18 protein-coding genes and 2 pseudogenes are annotated in these 17,584 nt (G+C 42.4%); 5 read left to right on the top strand and 15 right to left on the bottom strand.

Annotation, left to right across the window (positions count from 1 at the left end):
• Nucleotides 1-122: 122 nt before the first annotated feature.
• From OKX00_RS06650 to OKX00_RS06630, 5 genes are read right to left on the bottom strand one after another with little or no spacing between them, the layout of a single operon-like run.
• Nucleotides 123-599 carry a (2Fe-2S)-binding protein gene (locus OKX00_RS06650; protein WP_053357410.1) on the bottom strand — a complete coding sequence of 159 codons (477 nt, stop codon included), beginning with the start codon at nucleotides 597-599 and terminating at the stop codon, nucleotides 123-125.
• Complete coding sequence (locus OKX00_RS06645) at nucleotides 596-1,435, bottom strand: FAD binding domain-containing protein (RefSeq protein WP_265409874.1); 840 nt, start codon at nucleotides 1,433-1,435, stop codon at nucleotides 596-598. The genes OKX00_RS06650 and OKX00_RS06645 overlap by 4 nt, the downstream gene beginning before the upstream one ends.
• Nucleotides 1,422-3,758: a xanthine dehydrogenase family protein molybdopterin-binding subunit gene (locus OKX00_RS06640; RefSeq protein WP_265409873.1), complete on the bottom strand. Its 2,337-nt coding sequence runs from the start codon at nucleotides 3,756-3,758 to the stop codon at nucleotides 1,422-1,424. The genes OKX00_RS06645 and OKX00_RS06640 overlap by 14 nt, the downstream gene beginning before the upstream one ends.
• Nucleotides 3,734-4,378: a nucleotidyltransferase family protein gene (locus OKX00_RS06635; RefSeq protein WP_265409872.1), complete on the bottom strand. Its 645-nt coding sequence runs from the start codon at nucleotides 4,376-4,378 to the stop codon at nucleotides 3,734-3,736. Before OKX00_RS06635 ends, OKX00_RS06640 begins: the two co-directional genes overlap by 25 nt.
• Nucleotides 4,379-4,392: 14 nt before the next feature.
• The gene (locus OKX00_RS06630) at nucleotides 4,393-5,406 is read right to left on the bottom strand and encodes an XdhC family protein (RefSeq protein WP_265409871.1); all 1,014 of its coding nucleotides are present in this window, start codon (nucleotides 5,404-5,406) and stop codon (nucleotides 4,393-4,395) included.
• Between the two features lie 288 nt (nucleotides 5,407-5,694).
• Between OKX00_RS06630 and OKX00_RS06625 the strand changes: the two genes are divergently transcribed.
• Nucleotides 5,695-6,081: a sporulation protein gene (locus OKX00_RS06625; protein ID WP_265409870.1), complete on the top strand. Its 387-nt coding sequence runs from the start codon at nucleotides 5,695-5,697 to the stop codon at nucleotides 6,079-6,081.
• Nucleotides 6,082-6,269: 188 nt separating this feature from the next.
• Here the strand turns inward: OKX00_RS06625 and OKX00_RS06620 are convergent, their stop codons facing one another.
• Complete coding sequence (locus OKX00_RS06620) at nucleotides 6,270-6,692, bottom strand: Fur family transcriptional regulator (RefSeq protein ID WP_265409869.1); 423 nt, start codon at nucleotides 6,690-6,692, stop codon at nucleotides 6,270-6,272.
• Between the two features lie 92 nt (nucleotides 6,693-6,784).
• Nucleotides 6,785-8,242, bottom strand: coding sequence for a catalase KatA (gene katA, locus OKX00_RS06615; protein ID WP_265409868.1), 1,458 nt, complete (start codon nucleotides 8,240-8,242; stop codon nucleotides 6,785-6,787).
• 205 nt (nucleotides 8,243-8,447) lie between these two features.
• Here katA and OKX00_RS06610 point away from each other — a divergent pair, with 205 nt between their 5' ends.
• Together OKX00_RS06610 and OKX00_RS06605 are read left to right on the top strand one after the other, a co-directional pair.
• Nucleotides 8,448-8,897 (top strand): Hsp20/alpha crystallin family protein, encoded by a 450-nt coding sequence (locus OKX00_RS06610; protein WP_265409867.1) that lies wholly within the window; start codon nucleotides 8,448-8,450, stop codon nucleotides 8,895-8,897.
• A gap of 299 nt (nucleotides 8,898-9,196) precedes the next feature.
• Nucleotides 9,197-9,784: a hypothetical protein gene (locus OKX00_RS06605; protein ID WP_265409866.1), complete on the top strand. Its 588-nt coding sequence runs from the start codon at nucleotides 9,197-9,199 to the stop codon at nucleotides 9,782-9,784.
• Between the two features lie 81 nt (nucleotides 9,785-9,865).
• Here the strand turns inward: OKX00_RS06605 and OKX00_RS06600 are convergent, their stop codons facing one another.
• The 5 genes and pseudogenes from OKX00_RS06600 to OKX00_RS06580 all read right to left on the bottom strand — a co-directional run bounded on the left by OKX00_RS06600 (nucleotide 9,866) and on the right by OKX00_RS06580 (nucleotide 13,280).
• The gene (locus OKX00_RS06600) at nucleotides 9,866-10,093 is read right to left on the bottom strand and encodes a hypothetical protein (RefSeq protein ID WP_265409865.1); all 228 of its coding nucleotides are present in this window, start codon (nucleotides 10,091-10,093) and stop codon (nucleotides 9,866-9,868) included.
• 40 nt (nucleotides 10,094-10,133) lie between these two features.
• The gene (locus OKX00_RS06595; RefSeq protein ID WP_265409864.1) at nucleotides 10,134-11,162 is read right to left on the bottom strand and encodes an LLM class flavin-dependent oxidoreductase; all 1,029 of its coding nucleotides are present in this window, start codon (nucleotides 11,160-11,162) and stop codon (nucleotides 10,134-10,136) included.
• Between the two features lie 113 nt (nucleotides 11,163-11,275).
• A complete protein-coding gene (locus tag OKX00_RS06590) occupies nucleotides 11,276-12,283 on the bottom strand; it encodes an LLM class flavin-dependent oxidoreductase (RefSeq protein WP_265409863.1) in 1,008 nt (335 codons plus the stop codon).
• A 171-nt stretch (nucleotides 12,284-12,454) separates the two neighbouring features.
• Nucleotides 12,455-12,592 (bottom strand): annotated as a pseudogene (locus OKX00_RS06585) (carbohydrate ABC transporter permease); the annotation flags it as partial.
• A 311-nt stretch (nucleotides 12,593-12,903) separates the two neighbouring features.
• Nucleotides 12,904-13,280 (bottom strand): annotated as a pseudogene (locus OKX00_RS06580) (glycogen debranching N-terminal domain-containing protein).
• 199 nt (nucleotides 13,281-13,479) lie between these two features.
• Here OKX00_RS06580 and OKX00_RS06575 point away from each other — a divergent pair.
• Nucleotides 13,480-14,322: an STAS domain-containing protein gene (locus OKX00_RS06575; protein WP_265409861.1), complete on the top strand. Its 843-nt coding sequence runs from the start codon at nucleotides 13,480-13,482 to the stop codon at nucleotides 14,320-14,322.
• Nucleotides 14,323-14,926: 604 nt separating this feature from the next.
• Nucleotides 14,927-15,157 carry a hypothetical protein gene (locus OKX00_RS06570; RefSeq protein ID WP_265409860.1) on the top strand — a complete coding sequence of 77 codons (231 nt, stop codon included), beginning with the start codon at nucleotides 14,927-14,929 and terminating at the stop codon, nucleotides 15,155-15,157.
• Nucleotides 15,158-16,079: 922 nt separating this feature from the next.
• Here OKX00_RS06570 and hepT read toward each other — a convergent pair.
• Genes hepT through OKX00_RS06555 form a run of 3 tightly spaced genes read right to left on the bottom strand, consistent with a single transcriptional unit; the run spans nucleotide 16,080 to nucleotide 17,288 of the window.
• A complete protein-coding gene (hepT, locus tag OKX00_RS06565) occupies nucleotides 16,080-16,484 on the bottom strand; it encodes a type VII toxin-antitoxin system HepT family RNase toxin (protein ID WP_265409859.1) in 405 nt (134 codons plus the stop codon).
• Nucleotides 16,459-16,881, bottom strand: coding sequence for a type VII toxin-antitoxin system MntA family adenylyltransferase antitoxin (gene mntA, locus OKX00_RS06560; RefSeq protein ID WP_265409858.1), 423 nt, complete (start codon nucleotides 16,879-16,881; stop codon nucleotides 16,459-16,461). Before mntA ends, hepT begins: the two co-directional genes overlap by 26 nt.
• 59 nt (nucleotides 16,882-16,940) lie before the next feature.
• Nucleotides 16,941-17,288 (bottom strand): MFS transporter, encoded by a 348-nt coding sequence (locus OKX00_RS06555; protein WP_265409857.1) that lies wholly within the window; start codon nucleotides 17,286-17,288, stop codon nucleotides 16,941-16,943.
• Nucleotides 17,289-17,584 lie beyond the last annotated feature (296 nt).

The following is a 17,584-nucleotide window of genomic DNA, read 5'->3' as shown; positions in this document are numbered from 1 at the left end:
TATAAATTATGTATATCCATAAGTACGTTTCCCTTCCTTTCCAAAATTAAACTAGTTTATTAGATTGCAGGTGGCATTTAATAAAACAAAAAAATCAGCCGTAAAGGGGCTGACAATAGTATTTATCTATTCATTTGATTTTTTTTCACGATGGATTTCACCGCTCCTTCAATTTCCTCGTACCCCGTGCAGCGGCATATGTTGGAATTCAGCCACTCAGCGATTGTATCGTCTTTGGCATCTGGTACTTTTTCCAGCATCGCATGGCAGTTCATAATAAATCCCGGAGTGCAGTATCCGCATTGAAAAGCAAAATGCTCAATAAAGGCCTGCTGAATGGGTGTTCCTTTTAAGCCTTCGATCGTTGTAATCTTCTTGCTCAGACTTTCCACTGCGAGCATCAGGCAGGATTTCATCGCGAGCCCATCGACGTTTACCGTGCAGGCGCCACAGTCTCCGTTAAGACATCCTGGCTTTGCCCCCGTTAATCCCATCTTCTCTCTTAACACGAACAGCAAAGTGTCCGTTGGCTTGATGACTACCGCTCTTGCTTCATCATTGACATGTAAGACTGCTGACAGACTCCGTGCTGCAGTCATCGGTTATCCCCCTCGAGCTCTTCTAAGATGTCAAAGAGCGTATTTTTCAGCACAAAGAGCCGATATTGCGATGACCCCTCTACATCATCCAGAACCGGTTTGGGCAGGTGCTTGAGAGATGCAAGAATCCGATCCTGTAAAGAAGCACCTTTGGCATTAAGCTCCTTTTCTATCTCTCGAGATCGGAATGGGAAAGGACAGACTCCGCTGAAAGCAACTCTGATTCCCTCTTCCGCTTTGATCGCGGCAATCGTTACCAGTGGGTAGCCGGTGTCCCACTGCTGACGCTTTTTCACACAATGATATGGAAGGTCTAAATAATGTTTATCGGTCTGAAGCTGTACGAGAAACTCTCCTCTTTTCAGACTTAGGGTCTTGTTAAAAACATTCATCAAAGCCACTGTCCTGTTGCCATCTATGCCGGCAGCCACTATTTTACTGTCCGTTAATAGATACGGAAGAACTGCTTCACGGTAAAAGATCTGTCCGCAGATGTTTCCCCCGATCGTAATTTTATTTCTCGCCGTGTGGTCAGCCACACCGCTTGCCGCTTTGCTGAGAAGCGGAAATCCATTATGCTCCTCTATGGCAGTCAGGCTGAGCGCGGCACCAGTGACAAAAGAATCTCCATGACTTTCCATTACATTGCATTCCGGAATTCCTTTGATGTCAATGACCGCGTTCGTATACACAAGATTCAATCGTCCGAGCGTGATGATTTCCGTTCCGCCTGAGTAATAGAGCGGATATTTCCCTTCCTCGTCCAAAGTGTGAAAGAGCTGCACCGCTTCCTCGATACTTGTCGGATGATAATAATCAAACTCAAAGGAAAGCATGGCTGGCCCCTTCCATTTCCTTGGTTCTCCAGATCAGCTCAGGGATAAGCGGAAGTTCGTTTAACTTTACACCGGCAGCGATGGAAAGAGCATTTCCAAGAGCTGCAGGCATTCCCAGGATTCCGTGTTCGCCTGCTCCTCTTGCACCATACGCGGCATCGATCTGGGGAGTTACGACAAAATCCACAACGTATTCAGGATGTTCACCATAACGGAGCGGCCGGTACGTTCGGAGCTGAGAATTCAGCACTCTCCCAAACTCATCGAATCTAAAGGTTTCACGGCCGCCAAATGCGAGCCCCATGCTCATCGCTCCCATTACTTGGCCCCTTGCGGCCTTCTCATTCAAAACCGTTCCGATGTCAATAACAGAAACCGCCCGTACGATTCGGTACGTCAATAGCCGTTTATCAAACTCAACCTCAACGGCCTGAGCTCCTACAGACCATTCCGGCCCCGGCTTGCCTGCGCCTGTTTCTTTATTCATATAAGTAAGGTGACGCAGATTGTAATGTCCCCTTCCGATAATCTGGCCGCCGATCGCATTGCCATTAGAGAACGTGTACCCGTAGGCAATATCCTTCACATCGATTCCAATGCTTGGATCGTCCCGTAAAAACACCTTTCCAAACGCTACCATCAGATCTGATGCTTTAGCTCGCAATACACAGGATGCGATGTTTTTCAGCTGGAAAATCACATCGTCTGCCGCTTCAAGGACCGCTCTTCCCGCCAAGAAAGTTCCCCGGCTTGCAACGGTTTTCCAGTGTTCGGGAGTACTTTGAGTATTCACTTTCATCTGAACATGTATCTGGCTTATTTCCATCTGCAGCCGCTCTGCCAGAATTTGTGCAAGCACCGTTTTTGTCCCTGTGCCAATCTCAATGACGCCTGAGATTAAATTGATGCTACCGTCAGGATTGAAGGTTAAAATAACCCCTGAACCGGCATCCGATTCGATCGTGGAAGTCTTCCAGATGCAGCTCACGCCTTTTACAAGTACTTTGTTGTTCCCTATTTCTTTGGCCAATCCTTCATCCCAATGGATGATTTCTTTCAAACGGTGGATGCAAGCTGGGAGATTCCCTACATTGCTCTTGTTCAGCGGCACTTGTGTCGGTGTTGTATCACCGGGTTTGATCGCATTTTTGTAACGCAGCAAAAGTCGGTCCATCCCGATTTTTTCAGCTAAAGAGTCCATTGTCCGCTCGACGGCAAATAAAAGCTCGGAATGGCTGAATCCCCTGAAGGGCGCCGCATATGGGTGATTCGTATACATGCAGAGCGAATCACACCAGACGTTATCAATATCATAAGGACCAGTGCAGTCTGCCGCAGCCGCCTTGCTGAGATCCGCTGCTTTATCCGAATAGGCTCCCCCATCAAACAAAAACTGGAGCTCGGCAGCTTTGATCTTTCCTTCCTTTGTACACCCCAATTTTACCGTAGCATCCAGTCCGATGTGCACCGGTGAAGTCAGTAGATCCTCCTCACGGCTATTAAGCAGTTTAACCTTTCTTCCTCCCACCGCTCTAGATGCTAAATAGGCGAGCAGTTCAAGCTGGATGGACGCCTTCCCGCCATATCCTCCACCGACCAGAGGTGTTTCCACGATCACTTTTCCAATGTCCACATCAAAGTATTCATGAATCAGCCGTTTGATCATAAAAGGAGCCTGGGAAGAAGAGGTAATGATCACATCCCCGTTCGAACGAATCTCACACAATGAACATCTCGTTTCCATGGCGGCATGATCGGAAGGCGAAAATGAAAAGTGCTCTTCCACTGTTACTTCACTTTCTTTCCAACCTTTCTCCATATTTCCTTTCCTGATTTTTGTCTGGTTAGCGATGTTGGTGCCAGGTACCGGGTATACCCGCTCTTCTTTTTTATAGCGGCCCAGATGCTCGTGTACGAGAGGGGCATCCTTTTTTAAAGCTTCTGTTGGATTATGGACAACGGGCAACGGTTCATATTCTATTTCGATCAGATCAGCTGCCTTTTTAGCCTGATGGGGTGTATCAGCTACAACAAGAGCAACAGCCTCACCATGATACCTTACTCTTTCAATCGCCAAGGGCGGACGGTCACGGATTTCTTCGCCCGTGAGAGGGAAATGGTCTCCGGCAAGGATGGCACGGACACCGGATACTTGTAACGCCTTTTCTTTTTTAATGCTCTTTATACGGGCATGTGCATAAGGGCTGACAAGGAGTTTGACATGAAGGGTACCAGGGGATGAGTCATCAGCTGTGTATTTTGCTGTGCCCGATACTTTATCCCAGGCTTCTTTTCGGATTACACTTTTTCCAATGTACTCCACTTCCATTCTCCCCTTTTCATCAGCTTTTTGATCTCAATGTAATCTTCTTCTGTATCAACATCTGCAAAAAGAGAAGGGTTATTATAGTGAATGATTTTACCGTTTAAATACTTTTTATTTCTAAATATATGACGTGCACCATGATCTCCTGTAATTCCTTTCACCTGTGCTGCCAGGTGTTTTGAAAAAATCACCGGTGGCCTAAAACAATTCTTATGGCATGCAGCCACAAACGCTATAGGGGACTCTTTTTTAAAGCAAAGGACCAGTTCATTAATCATTTCTTTTGTAATCAAAGGCTGGTCAGCAAGAAGCACGATTATTCCGTCGGGTAAAAGCTCTTCTGCTTTTTTCACCCCTGCAACAAGAGAAGCAGACTGTCCCTGCACTGAATTTTTGCAGGCCAGCTGACTCCATTTTCGACGATAAGGACTTTTAAAGAATGAAGAGTCCATCCAGTCGAGGCGATCATTCTCTCTCGTCACCACAACGATATGGTCGATCAACGATTGAAGAGCCGCCCGAAATGCCCAGTTTCCAAGACATTCATGACCTAACCGAAGCCACAATTTTTGAAAACCCATCCTCTGGCTGCTGCCGGCCGCAAGAAAAATAGCCACAATCTTTCCCTCTCTCATAAAAAGCTTTCCGTCGGATGCTTTTTTTCCAGCCGATAAACTGCTATCATCTCTGCGAGAATACTGACTGCAATCTCCTGGGGACCTGATGAACCAATCGGGAGCCCTATAGGTGAAGAGAGGTATTCTGGTATTTCCTTCGTTTCCAAAAGCTTCTCTGTCCGATTTCGTGGCCCAAGCACGCCAACATAGCGAAGATTTTGTTTGAGAAGCTGAGTCAGAAATTCTTTGTCTTGTTGAAAGTTATGGGACATGATTACTGCAAAATCTTGAGAGTCAAAAGCAAGCTTATCAAAAAGGTCTGGCGGATAACCAACGATTAAGTGATCCGCAAAGGGAAATTCAGCACGGTTGCAAAATGCTGGACGCCAGTCACAAATGGTTACCGACCACCCTGTCTCGGTTGCCAATTTAGCCACCGATTTCGCATCTTCACCTGCTCCGAAAATGACTAGCCTTGGCATGGGTTCAAACAAATAAAAAAAAATCATCTCCACGCCATTCGTTGAAATAAGGCCATTTTTGAAAAAGGTTTTCTTATCCGTTTTTTCAAAGTGATTTTTAATGTTTAGCTGAGTTCCATCAATAAACAACTCCTTACTATGCAGAACTGGCCTCCCTTCTTCCAAGGACCGTTTTACATCAAGAAGCTGGTGACGAAGCTCTTCATCCACCCTCTCTACTAAAACATGGAGCACCCCGCTGCAGCCGGTTCCCGTTCCCCACAAAAGGTCTTCATCGCTTCTTTGGTTATAGACGGCATATTGAGGCTGGCCATCCAACAGGACCTGCCGGCTGCGTTCCTCCAGATCGCTCTCTACACATCCTGCACTGATCATACCTGTTTTACCATCCTGATGAAAAAGCAGCATCGCGCCTTCCTTTAAGTAAGAGGAACCTTCCACATGAAGGAGTGTCGCGATCACACACCCTTCCTTCAATTTTTTCAGCCTGTCAGCAATCTCGTAAAAATACATCTCTTCGTTCACCCCCTGTTTGGCAACCTGCAAAAATACCTTCCAGTGAACGGAAATGACCTCATCAGCATGATTATATTCGTGAAGAGCATGACCTTAGAATAGGGGATTTTCATTCTAATAAACTTCTATTGACACCTAAGTACCATGCGTTTACAATGAGAATCGAATCATTGAGATGCAAAAAAATCAAGGTCATAAAATAGATAGAAAAACTAGACTCCAAAGTGGAGCAGCATACAGTTTTGTTGTTTGCGAGACCTTTACCGAAGGGCATCGGAAAAGGTTTTTAACTTGATATTGTTACTGGAGGTACCTTACTTGTTAAAAAAATGCATGAGCTTATTTAAGCTCGGACAGGCTACGATCAATCTTAAACTCGATTCCTATGAATTAAAGCCTGGAGAAAATGTTAACGGCTTTTTCCTTCTTAAAGGAAGATGGATGAAACAAATCATCAAACGGCTCGAATGTGATCTGATTGTTCAGAACCAGGAAGATAAAACAGAGCGGATGATTGAATCTGTCACTACCATCTATATGTCTAAAGAGCTTTCTCCTGATGGAAGCATTGAAATCCCGATGTCCTATCGATTGCCCGATAACCTTATTTCTTCCTCTCCTACTGTTACGTACCGCCTCCAAACGCGGCTCATCTGCGATAACACCCGCTGTATAGATCAAGATGAGATTACAATCTGCGGATAAACAATAAAAATCCAGCCGTATTCATTCGGCTGGATTTATTTTGTGGTTATTTTCAGATGATGTTTCGTAATAATTCTCATTCCGCATTTGCAACGCATGCTGTGTTTCAAGAATTTAATTTCACTCTGGCACTGGGGGCATTCGATATGTTCGGCAACAGCCATGTTCACGAGCCTCACTTTTTCTTTTTATTTATTTCTGCACTCTTTGCATAAACCGTAGAATTCCAATGTGTGATGATGAACGTCATAATCTGTTAATCGGGAAGCTGCATACTCCACTTCAGTCAGCGTTGGATATTTAAAATCAACGATCTTTTGGCAAGACTCACAGATGACATGGTAATGTTTTGCGACAACAACTTCATACTTGCTGCTCCCATTCCCAAATGATAACTCTTGGATGATCCCCAAGTTAACAAATGATTTCAGGTTATTATAAACCGTAGCCAGTGTAATGAACGGCGGAAGCTGCCGATGAATCTCCTCTGCCGTCAAATGCCCCCCGGATGAAATGATGGCTTGTAAAATCAAGACTCTTTGAGGGGTAATTCGCAAGCCGCTTTCTTTTAACTTTAATTTGGTCACTTGCTCCGAATCCACGGTCAACATCCTCTTTTCATTCGTTTAGAAACAAGTACCCGCACAAACAGCGGATACTTGTTAACTGAGAATTTGCTATACTAATTGAGAAAAAAGTCGAATCATAGCGCTTCTTGCGGAACCGGTAAACCAAGTCCGTCCGCAATCCTTTTTCCATAATCAGGATCTGCTTTATAAAAATGCTGGATCTGGCGAAGTTTAATTTCTTCTTTCTCTACAGGCTTCATAGCTTCCACAATAGTATTTACAAGACGGGAACGCTCTTCCTCACTTAACAGACGGTACAAGTCTCCAGCTTGCGTATAATGGTCGTTATGATCATACCCTACGCTTTCAGCAACTCCGTAAACGGGATAAGCGGCCTGTTTATTTTCAGGTGTTTCTTTAGGGCCGCCGAAGCTGTTCGGTTCATAATAAACAGAACCTCCACCGTTGCTGTCAAAACGCATCTGCCCATCACGCTGATAGTTGTTCACTTCTTTTTTCGGACGGTTGATCGGAAGTGCCTGATGATTTGCTCCTACGCGGTAACGATGCGCATCTGAGTAGGCGAACAGGCGGCCTTGAAGCATCTTATCAGGCGAAACGTCGATACCGGGTACCAGTGTGCCTGGTGAGAAGGTTGCTTGTTCCACTTCTGCAAAATAGTTTTCGGGGTTTTTATTCAGCACCATTCTTCCCACCTCAATCAACGGATAATCCTTTTGTGACCATACTTTGGTGACATCAAACGGATCGAAGCGATACGTATTCGCATCTTCCAACGGCATGATTTGAACATACAATTTCCATGCAGGGAAATCACCTTTTTCAATCGCGTTAAACAGATCCTCTGTATGGTAATCAGGGTTCTCACCCGCAATTTTAGCTGCAACTTCTGGAGCAAGATTCGCTACACCCTGCTCTGTTTTAAAGTGATATTTAATCCAGACACCGTCACCATCAGCGTTAACCCATTTAAACGTATGGCTGCCGAATCCATGCATGTGACGTAAGGTGGCAGGGATGCCACGGTCCGACATCAAGATAGAAACCTGATGCAGGGATTCAGGTGAAAGCGACCAGAAATCCCATACTGCGGTCGGGTTTTTCAGATGTGTTTTCGGATCTCTTTTTTGTGTATGGATGAAATCAGGAAACTTAATGGCGTCTCTGATAAAAAAGACCGGTGTATTGTTCCCGACGAGATCATAGTTACCTTCTTCAGTATAGAATTTAACGGCAAAACCGCGAGGATCACGGACGGTATCTGCAGAACCATTTTCGCCGGCTACAGTGGAGAAACGAACAAACAGCGGCGTGCGTTTTCCGACTTCAGATAAAAAGCCTGCCTTCGTATACTTTGAAACGTCGTTCGTTACTTCAAAATATCCGTGGGCTCCGGCACCTTTCGCATGAACAACGCGTTCAGGAACTCTTTCTCTGTTGAAATGTGCCAGCTTCTCCAATAGATGAACATCCTGGATCAGTGTTGGACCGCGTGAACCAGCAGTGATTGAATTTTGATTGTCTCCTACCGGCGCTCCCCAGCTGGTTGTCAAATGATTCTTATTCGTCAATGTTATCACCTCATAAGTTATTTAGAATGATTATAAATTCAATGATAACACTTCTCACTATAAAATCAATACTTTTTTATAATTATTATTAATAAATAACAAAAATTATTTATAGCCTCTCAAAATTGAAAAGCTTTAATGTTTTTCTCCTTTTACTCATAGACTAATTACAGCATACCGATTTCAGCAGATGGGGGATTAATGTATGAGTAAAAAAATGAATTTCGACTGGGCGTCCATACAAGAAAAAGTAGATGGTGTTCTTGGAAATGATTTTTGGCAGGACTTAAACCGTGTTGTTCCGAAACGGACGGCTTGTACCGATTTTTATGAAAACGAAACGGAAGGATACCTTGTCGTTGAACTGCCGGGGCTGCGGTCTCAAGAAGACCTGAACATTGTACTTGAAGCGAATCAGCTTGTATTGGAAGGAAACATCCCGTATACGTATCCGATTGAAAAAGAAGCACTGAAGATGAATGAAAGATTGTCCGGACCTTTCAAAAAAGTCATTCATATTCCCTTTCAATATTCACCTGACGAAGTGAAAGCCGAATACAGACATGGTCTGCTCGAAATCAGACTTGTAAAAATGAAAAAAACGAAACCCATTACGATTTCGTTTACGGAAGAAAATCAGAAGGATCCTTCGTAGTATGCATCTCCCGGAATCATCACTCTAGAAAAGCTTATTCTTATTCTATAATTTTGTGCATTTAAAAAAAGATATTTACGAACACTTGTTCTTGTGTTAATCTATAAAAGAAGGCGCGGATGGTAGCCGCACCTCCCCCGAATAACTCTCTTTGGCCAGCTTGCTAACCTTGCTGGCCACTTTTTTTGCTTAATTATTCAAAATTTCAAACATATAAACATTCCATTTCCCCGGACAAACCCACACTCTTTCCTTCTTCTTTCATAGAAATAATTATCAGAGTATGAGGAGGTATATGGTTGCCCATTGATCTATACATCCAGGGAATAAAAAGAGAAGTAATTTTACGAACAAATCTCCCGCACTATTTGCAATTTTTCAAGCATTGGGGCTGTACTATAACCGGGAATCAAAAACAACAAAGACTTGATATTACTCGTCCTTCTATCGATTCACCGATAAAGATTCAAACACTTTTTCAAAATAATGAAACACCAAGCAGTTTTCATCAAAAAACAATGCAGCTTTTTCAGGAACAATTAATCTCCTATGGAGTAACTTGTCCTGTAGAAGGAAGCCAAAAGGATTCAGAAGTTCTCATCCTTAACATCTCCTTTCAAGAAAGCAATAAGTTCGATCGTACAAATCTTACACTTTACAACTATGGACCAACCGGTCATATCCTGCCTAAAAAATGGGCGATCTCCTTATGCTCACCAACCTTACAAGTTAAAGCAAAAAAGCGATGGAGTTTCTTATCCTACCCCATATTGGAAATCCATTGTATCTTTCCAGAGAACTACGATCCTGACTGCCTCAAGAGGCAAATTGATATACTCGCTCTTACCCTGGCCGTCATTCACCTTGATTTTTATAACTCAAATTAATAATTAAAAGGGGCTGTCCAGAAAGTCGAAAATTGACCTTCAGGCAGCCCCTTTTTGGCTTGAAAAATCTTCAATGAAAAGTTAATTGAAGTGGAAGATGCGAGACTCCTCGAAAATGAACTTCACATTTTCTTCGTGCGATAAAAAGCTGCCGGAGCCTTCCTTGTCCTGCGGGACTAGCGTGACAGGTGAGACTCCCGCCGGTGCTTGCACCAAAAAGTAGGCGTTTACGCCGGTAAGGCTCACTTCACGCCCCGTGAAAGTAGGAGCTCGCGCCGGTAAAAGCGGGCAGCCTGGAACGGAAATCAACAGCTTACAGACTTCTTGGACAGCCCCTTCGCTGAATTATCTATCTTTTGAAAACTTCTGAGACAATTTCATAGGAACGCAATCTTTCTTGATGATCAAAAATCTGTGCGTTGACAATCATTTCATCCGCTTGAGTTTCATCAAGGAAAGCCTGAAGTTTTGTTTTAACTGTTTCCGGTGTGCCGATGATGGTTGTCCGAAGTGACTGTTCGACAGAAGCTTTCTCATAATTGGACCAGATTCCTTCCATTGTTTCAACAGGTGGCTTGAGTTTGGATGGGATGCCTCTGACAAGATTTAAAAACTGCTGCTGCATGGAAGTTGCCAAATAAGCGGCCTTCTCTTCTGTTTCAGCAGCAATCACGTTAACTCCCACCATGGCATACGGCTTGTCCAATACCTGTGATGGTTTAAAGTTTCTGCGGTACACATCAAGAGCAGGCAAAGTATTGTCTGGAGAAAAATGGCTCGCGAATGAAAAAGGCAAACCGAGCTCTGCTGCAAGCCGTGCACTGAATCCGCTTGAACCGAGCAGCCAAATCGGAATATCAAGTCCTTCACCCGGAATGGCTCTTACAGGATTGCCTGATCCGTCTGGTTTTAAATACGCACGGAGTTCATCCACTTGTTCTGGAAAGTCTTCCCCGTTGCTCATATTTTCCCGCCTAAGAGCTTTAGCTGTCACCTGGTCTGTGCCAGGAGCTCTACCTAATCCAAGGTCTATTCTGCCTGGGAACAATGACTCGAGAGTTCCGAACTGCTCAGCGATGACCAAAGGAGCATGGTTAGGCAGCATAATCCCCCCGGACCCTACACGGATTTTCTCCGTTCCTCTTGCTACATGGCCAATAACAACGGCGGTTGCAGAGCTGGCAATGCCAGGCATACTATGGTGTTCAGCCAGCCAGAAGCGGTTATAGCCCCACTTTTCGGCGTGCTGTGCCAAATCAAGGGTGTTTTGAAGCGATTCTGAAGCGTTTCCTCCTGTTACGATCGGAGATAGATCCAATACAGAAAACGGGATATCCTGGAGCTGCTTTTTAGCAGATGATTGATTTTGCTGGGACATTGTAATTGTCCTCCTTTCTAACGTCTTGCTATAAAAAATGATTTTAGAAAATGATTTATTTAAACCTTACTTTTTATTGTAACAACTAAATTTACAGTATCTAAATTTTTTGCTCAAGTTGAGCAAGCTAAACATTCATTGGCGATCAGCTCATAGGAACGAACACGATCCTTTATATCATGTGTAATCGTAACAATCATCATTTCGTCGGCTTGATAGTGTTCTCTCAGCTCCTCAAGACGCCGCTTAACATAAGAAGGGCTTCCGATAATGGACCGTTTTTTCATCGAGTTCAGCATCTCTTTTTCCTCTGGAGTCAATGAATAATGCTTCGCTTCTCCAAGGGATGGGACTCCTTTTCTTCCCTCTCCTTTTGCCAGCTGGATCTTCCAAATTTGATTAGGCAGTGCTAAATCTTCAGCTTCTTCTTTTGTCTCCGCACAAAGAACGGATACGGCTGCAATCGTGTTTGGTTCCGGCGACCAATTATTCGACCTGAACTCAGATTTGTACTGATCAATAATATCGGTAACGTCCTGATCGCTCATAAATTGGCCGAAAGCATAAGACAACCCGTGTTTGGCAGCAAGAATGGCACTCTTTTTGCTCGTTCCGAGAATCCAAGGCTCGGGATGGATGTCAGGAACCGGTGATGGAGTGATCTTAGAAAACATGTCATCTGAAGGAAAATCATTTTTGAAAAAATGCAGCAACGTGTCTACTGACTCAGGCATCTTTCGGACTTGTTCCAAATAGTTATCCGAGAGTGCCATCGTGGCTTCTGCCGATCCGCCGGGTGCTCTTCCGATGCCTACATCTATTCTCCCTGGAAATAAAGCAGCGAGGAGATTATACGTTTCTGCCACTTTATACGGCTTGTAATGAGGCAAAAGAACCGCTCCGGATCCTAAGCGGATCGTTTCGGTCTGCCCGCCGATATACCCGAGCATCACTTCCGGAGCCGGACAGGTCAGTCCAGGAAAATCGTGATGCTCGGCAATCCAGTATCGCGTGTAGCCTAGTTTCTCTCCTGCCTGCGCCAGGCTCAGCGAGTCATGAAGAGCCTGCTGAGCGGTTTTTCCGCTTGAGGCGGGAGATTGATCAAGAATGCTTAATTTCAATTACGGTTCCTTCTTTCTGCAACGAACGTTATTTGCTTATTCTTGCCCCTATTTTATCCAATTCATGTGATTCATCAAAATAAAATGATCTGACAAAAGAAAAGCATGCCCCATGAGTCAGGCATGCTTTTTCGCAGAATGTATGGTTGTTGTTTTGTTTTTCGAAAAAATCTACTTATCCCCAGTAAATTTAATGCCTTTGACAAAATAGCGGTTGAAGAAGGCGTAAAGAACCAAAATAGACAGGGTAAAGACCATGGATGCAGCCATGATATAGTTCCAGAAGCTGATGAACTGCCCCATTGCCGATATCCGTCAAAAGAACTCTTAAATCCAGGATCCCGCGCTCGACCAATCTCTGGAGTGCTGGATAGTTACTTTCAATTTTGGTTATTCCTGCTTCCCAGTCTTTATATGATGACTCTAATTTTCCAAGTGCTGCTTCAGGCGCGATAGCTGTTCCAGATTTTCCATCAATCTCAGGAATAACGGTAAAGGTTACAGATTGAACCTCGCCGTGGTTTATTGAGAAACGGAAGGTGATTCCTTCTTCCTTTGATACAGCCTCAGCATCAAGGTTCCAGCTCACCATGGTCGCGTGTTTCACATGATCAGCTTCATCATAATAGTAATGGATCCCATGAGAGGTAGGTTTGTTCTTCGCCTGAGCGCTTCCCAATTTCTCCATATTGAAAGCCTCGGATAATAAACATGTCAGTAAAGTCCACATCCAGCAATAAACTGATGTCAAATTCAACTGGTTTTGGAAAATAGCTTTTTACTTGAATGGTTTCGTAAAGAACCCCGTCATAGATTAAGCGCTTACGTTCAGGCTCTATGGATTCTCTCCAAAGTATGAGTTCTCCGTCTTTCTCCATATGGGAATTGTCAGCAAAATTCTCGCACTGTAATTTTCATCCGCAGAAGAAGAAAGAAGGATTGGATTTTCTCCATTAATTTTCAGATCAAACTTGCTTAAAAAGCGTGTATCTGACAAACTAAAATTGAAGGTTATTGTGACAATAGCATTCTGGCCATCCAAATCAGGTGGCCGGTTTATTTTTTTATATAAAAAGGTTTGATTACAAAGGAGAAGGGGAATATTTTTTTTTTAGTTAATATAAAAACTCTTCAAAAATAAAGGAAATTTAAAATAGAAAAAGAGATAGTTTTTAACACTGGAAGGAGAACAGCAAATGGACAGAGTACAGCAAAGAGAAATTATTGAGTTTATCATCAGTCGGCGAGAAGAGTTTCAAAATAAGCTGCTATCCGAGGCTGTAGAAGTCGCGCCTAAAATAAATGATATTTTACAATCAGGGAATATTGATCTTTTGAAAAACGCTGAGAAGCTGGTAACGTATGTGGTGGAAAGGAAAGAGAACGAACTCATTTCCTTTGCCAAGCAAGAAGGGGTAGCCTGGGCAGAGCATTCTTTAACTCTTACTCTTAAGCTGGAGTGGGTACATGCGATTAGAAGGACGGTCTGGCACTACCTGTTAAAATACGATCAACTGAATACCCCTGTAGTCAGTATTTCAGACTACAGATCAATGATTTATGAGATGGAGATGCAGATCAATGACGGCATCGATAAATTTCTTAATAGTTTTTTCATTAGGTATTCATCTTATAAAGATGAATTAATCAGCTCTCAGCGAAAAATAGTTGAGCATTTATCTGCGCCTATTATACCGATCAGTCATCAAATAGCCGTCCTTCCTTTAATCGGTTTAATTGATGTGTACCGTATGGATACCATTGAGGAAAAAATATTGATGGATATTTCAAATTTAAAAATCCGAACGTTAATCATGGATCTATCAGGCATTACAGATATGGATATTGAGGTAATACACCAGTTTCAAAGAGTGATGAGTGGGGTCTCCTTGATGGGATGTGAAGCGGTCATTACCGGTCTGCGTCCAGAACTTGTCAGGAAAATGATTCATTTGGATATTTCGTTTAATGAGTATGCATCAACTAAAGGTACGCTTCAGCAAACATTAGCCGATTATTTAAATGCAAATCTGATTTAATACAGGAACGATCACCAAATTCAGTTTTTCCTTTCTTTTTTGAGGGAAAGGAATACTCCTCAAAACTTATTGAACTAATAAATGGGTTTAAGAAAAAGCGATTTTTTCTTAGGTTGAATTTTGATAATCAACAAAGGCGGAGCATCCAAATTGGGTGCTCTTTTGTGATAAACTTGTCGAATTATTAAAGCGGAATGAGATTATTAAATGGATTACAGTACTTTGTTGAATAGATTAAAAAATGCCAGTCAAAACGGTGAAACATTTACAATTTTTATAAATACAATTAGTGATCAAGAAGATGATCAAGTAATGAGGACAGCGAAGAATCTCCAAAGTGAATTGTTTATACGTAAGAGTTTGTGAAAAACAAAAAGATGGCGTGTTGCTCTCAGGAATGATTGAGCAGCTATAAATTTTTTAGGCAACCTTTAGAGGGTGTTTTTTGTTGCTGCCTATAGAGAAGACTTTGAGGCCATACCAGGCACTTAATGATCGGGATGGTCGAATCAATTTGTATCCATTAATAAAAATCTCGAATTTTTGGTGTTTACGCCAAATCATTCCGGGTATACACTATAAAAACAATAGAGCGGGGATTGATATGATAAGAAAACCAGAGGAATATAGACATGAACTCATTGCAGGTAATAAGAAGATTTTTTCAGGAACTGGGGAACAACTTTTGTTATTGCTTTCTAATAATAAACCCATTTTATCAATCGGTGACACAATTAAACTTCACGGAAATAAATTTTTAGTAAGGCGAGGTAAGTTTATAAATAAAAAAAATCAAAAAAATCTTATTAGGTATTATTTAGAAACAGCCTTATAAAAATTGTTTCCTTTTGCCGAAATATGAAAGTATCGTGGGATATGGTTTGAAGGAGAGGTACAAATTGCTTCGGGCAAAAATGAAATGATTGTGCCGCTCAGTCCGTCTGAGCGATATGGGTCGAGCTCCCAAATCCGGAGATGGAACTGACAAAATGGTAGTTTCCTGCGGGATCGATCCGGGCAGTTCGCCCTCACCAGTATAGGCATTGTAGAAGAGCGAGCACGCTACCGCTAGAGGTTCCGGTGATATGCGTCCAGCGTCCGAATCCAGAGATGGAAACCACATAACGGTAGAATCCGTCGGGGTCAAGTGCTGCAGTCGCTGCCTCCCATATATTGGCATTGTAGAAAAAGTTCGGAGCAATCTTCTCGCTTTCGCTGGACTCAACGGGTTTCTCCCACGAGACCGCAGGACACCTTTCAGGCAAGCCAAAACGCCTACCACCATGGCAGCAGCGCTAGAAGTGCCGGCAAAAACATTGGTGTACCATTCGAGCTCATTCGTGCCGTCCTGGAGATCCCCATAACCTGTCGTTGTCCCCTCACGGCCCCACCCTTTAGCATCAAATAATTTCCCATAATTCGAGAAATACAGGCGCGTCCTATCCCAGCCATGATTCATGCTGTGGGTTCCTGGGGGTGGTGCACCAGCTCCCACTAGAATGCTCTCATCCATAAGTTCTAAGAATTCGTGTTCATTAACTTTTGTTAACCATGGTCTAGTTTAACTCCTTCACATAAAGCTAATAATCTATGCGTAAAATTCAATTTTCACGAAACTTTATTTACATAATAAAATTATTTAGCACTAATTGATTGTACGAGTACTTTTACATATTCGAATTGGGAAGGGTAGAGCGCTTCTAGATCTAAGATTGCTGTTTCAGCAACTTTCTCGCCCTTAAAAACTTCCAATATCATTAGGATTGAAGTATTTGTTTTGTAAACTCTTTAAAATCACCAAGGTGTTTTTCAATAATTTGTTTTAAGATCTCAATATTAATGGATTGATAGTCATGGACAGCGATATTTTTAAAACCAACCATTGCTTTTAGCCTTTTGGCCAGAATTTCATTTATGATGGCATTCTCCTGTAGCAAATCAAAAGCGTCTCTACTTGATTGTGGGAGTCCAAGGCGTTTATCCGCAATAATATGCATCGCCAGGTCGATGGAAGCTTCGCATGCACGTTGAACATTTAATATCATGGAATCTTGTTTTGTGTAATCCTTAAGATTCTCGGGATTGTTGCCATATACTTGGTTGATCCTATTTATACAACGTTCAATCACATTTATTTTATTTAGAATCACGTCGTTTTTCATAAATGGACCCTCTTTCATCAATTTTGTTTAAAATACTTTTCCGTTCTTCATTTAACTTGGCATACATGCTTAAAGCGGTCATTTGTAAGTTCTTATATAAGTTGTCGTCGACACAATAAATTAACCGACCAGTTGAGTAGATCTGAGCTTTGAAAACGGTTGATGCTGCACTAATGTCCACTAAATCAACATCTACTTTGATTAAGGCCGCTAGTTCTTGAGCGAAAAGAAAAAGATTATAGGTATTAAATGATATTTGTGAAGAATAGAAAGCAATATCAATATCGCTTTCTTTATGTACGGAATCTTTCGCATGGGATCCAAATACAATGATAAATATTGGATCAATTTTCTTTATTAGGAAATCCTGGATGATTTGAAACATATCTGGTTTCATTTACACACACTCCCTAATATTTATGTCTACATTATACCAAACGTTTATTAATAAGTATTTTACGAAAAGTTAATAAAACTCACCATTAATATAAAACCGACTGCTTTCAGACGCTTTTCAGGCGGAAACATCTCTGCTGCATAAACGAAAGAGATCGGAGCAAAAGCTGCTGCAATCAATCCTTCAAGCGCCCGGAGCATCACTAATCCTGAAAAATGATCAATAAATCCAATGATAAAAGAAACAATCGCTAACGCACTAATGCTGCTGGCAAGAAAAATTTTACGGCCATACATATCAGAAAATGGTCCATAAAGCAGGCATCCGATCGCGTAGCATAACGAAAACGCACTGCCAATCCAGTGATTGAATATTTCTTTTCCACTAAAAATCTCCTTTACTTTCAACTGAACGCTGGCAAAATACCGGCAATGACATGGTCCACCAGCTCGGAAATAAAGAGCTCATCCGGTGTTTGTTTATAAATGAGGATACGAAAATAGATCGGATCGATAAGCATATCGAGTAGAATATCGATGTTTACTTCGGCTTCAATCCCGTGGATGAATAATGGCCTCGTTCAGTCTCTCCCTGTCAATTAACGTTTGTATGTAAACAAGCGAAAAAGAAGCACCGTTGTTTGTTTGCCTCTGTACGATTTTCAGCATCATCCATTTTCGCTGTTACATTTTTTAATAATTCA

Origin of the sequence: Fictibacillus sp. KU28468, from assembly GCF_026153615.1 — a bacterium.
Taxonomy (GTDB): Bacteria; Bacillota; Bacilli; order Bacillales; family Fictibacillaceae; genus Fictibacillus_C; species Fictibacillus_C marinisediminis.
The sequence above is the reverse complement of the archived record's forward strand: the minus strand, read 5'-3'. Positions and strand labels throughout refer to the sequence as shown.